The following is a 510-nucleotide window of genomic DNA, read 5'->3' on the forward strand; positions in this document are numbered from 1 at the left end:
CCGTCTCCTCCTCTGCCGGCCAGGCCGTCACCATCATGTCCAGCTCAAACTCCCCCACCGCATCCCGCGGCAGCCACAACCGGGCCGGCTCCGTCACCAGCAGCGTCACCCGCTGCCGGGCGGCCGGCACGGCCACAATCACCGGGGCCGTACTCAGCAACCGCGCCGGCGCCGGCTGCCCGTCCACCATCAGACGGACCGTGAGAAACGCCTCGGTCAGCAACGCCCCCCGGGGCTGTCTCAGGTGCAGACTCAGCTGCCCGTCACTCCGGACCTCCCCCGTCACCTGGTCAAGCTGCAGACTGCCCGGCAGGGGGCTCTGTCCGTCCGCGATGACATCCAGCAGCTCACTGCGCGGCAGCACCCGCATCACCTCCACCGTCTGGTTATCCCGGACTTTTCCGTTCACAAACCCCAGGGCGAAACGCTGTTCGGGTGCCTGCTGCGCCCCCGCCACCGCCGGCAGGCATAACAGCACCAGCAGGGCCAGACGCGTCATCCTGTTCATCG

The 510-nt window shown here is 69.0% G+C and carries 1 protein-coding gene; it reads right to left on the reverse strand.

The genetic code is table 11. The features are described from left to right. Window positions 1-499, reverse strand: a 499-nt coding sequence (locus ACU8YC_RS26280) for a DUF5462 family protein (protein ID WP_446896159.1), incomplete at its 3' end; no start/stop codon positions are given. Window positions 500-510 lie beyond the last annotated feature (11 nt).

It is taken from the genome of Citrobacter sp. VF227 (assembly GCF_052950715.1).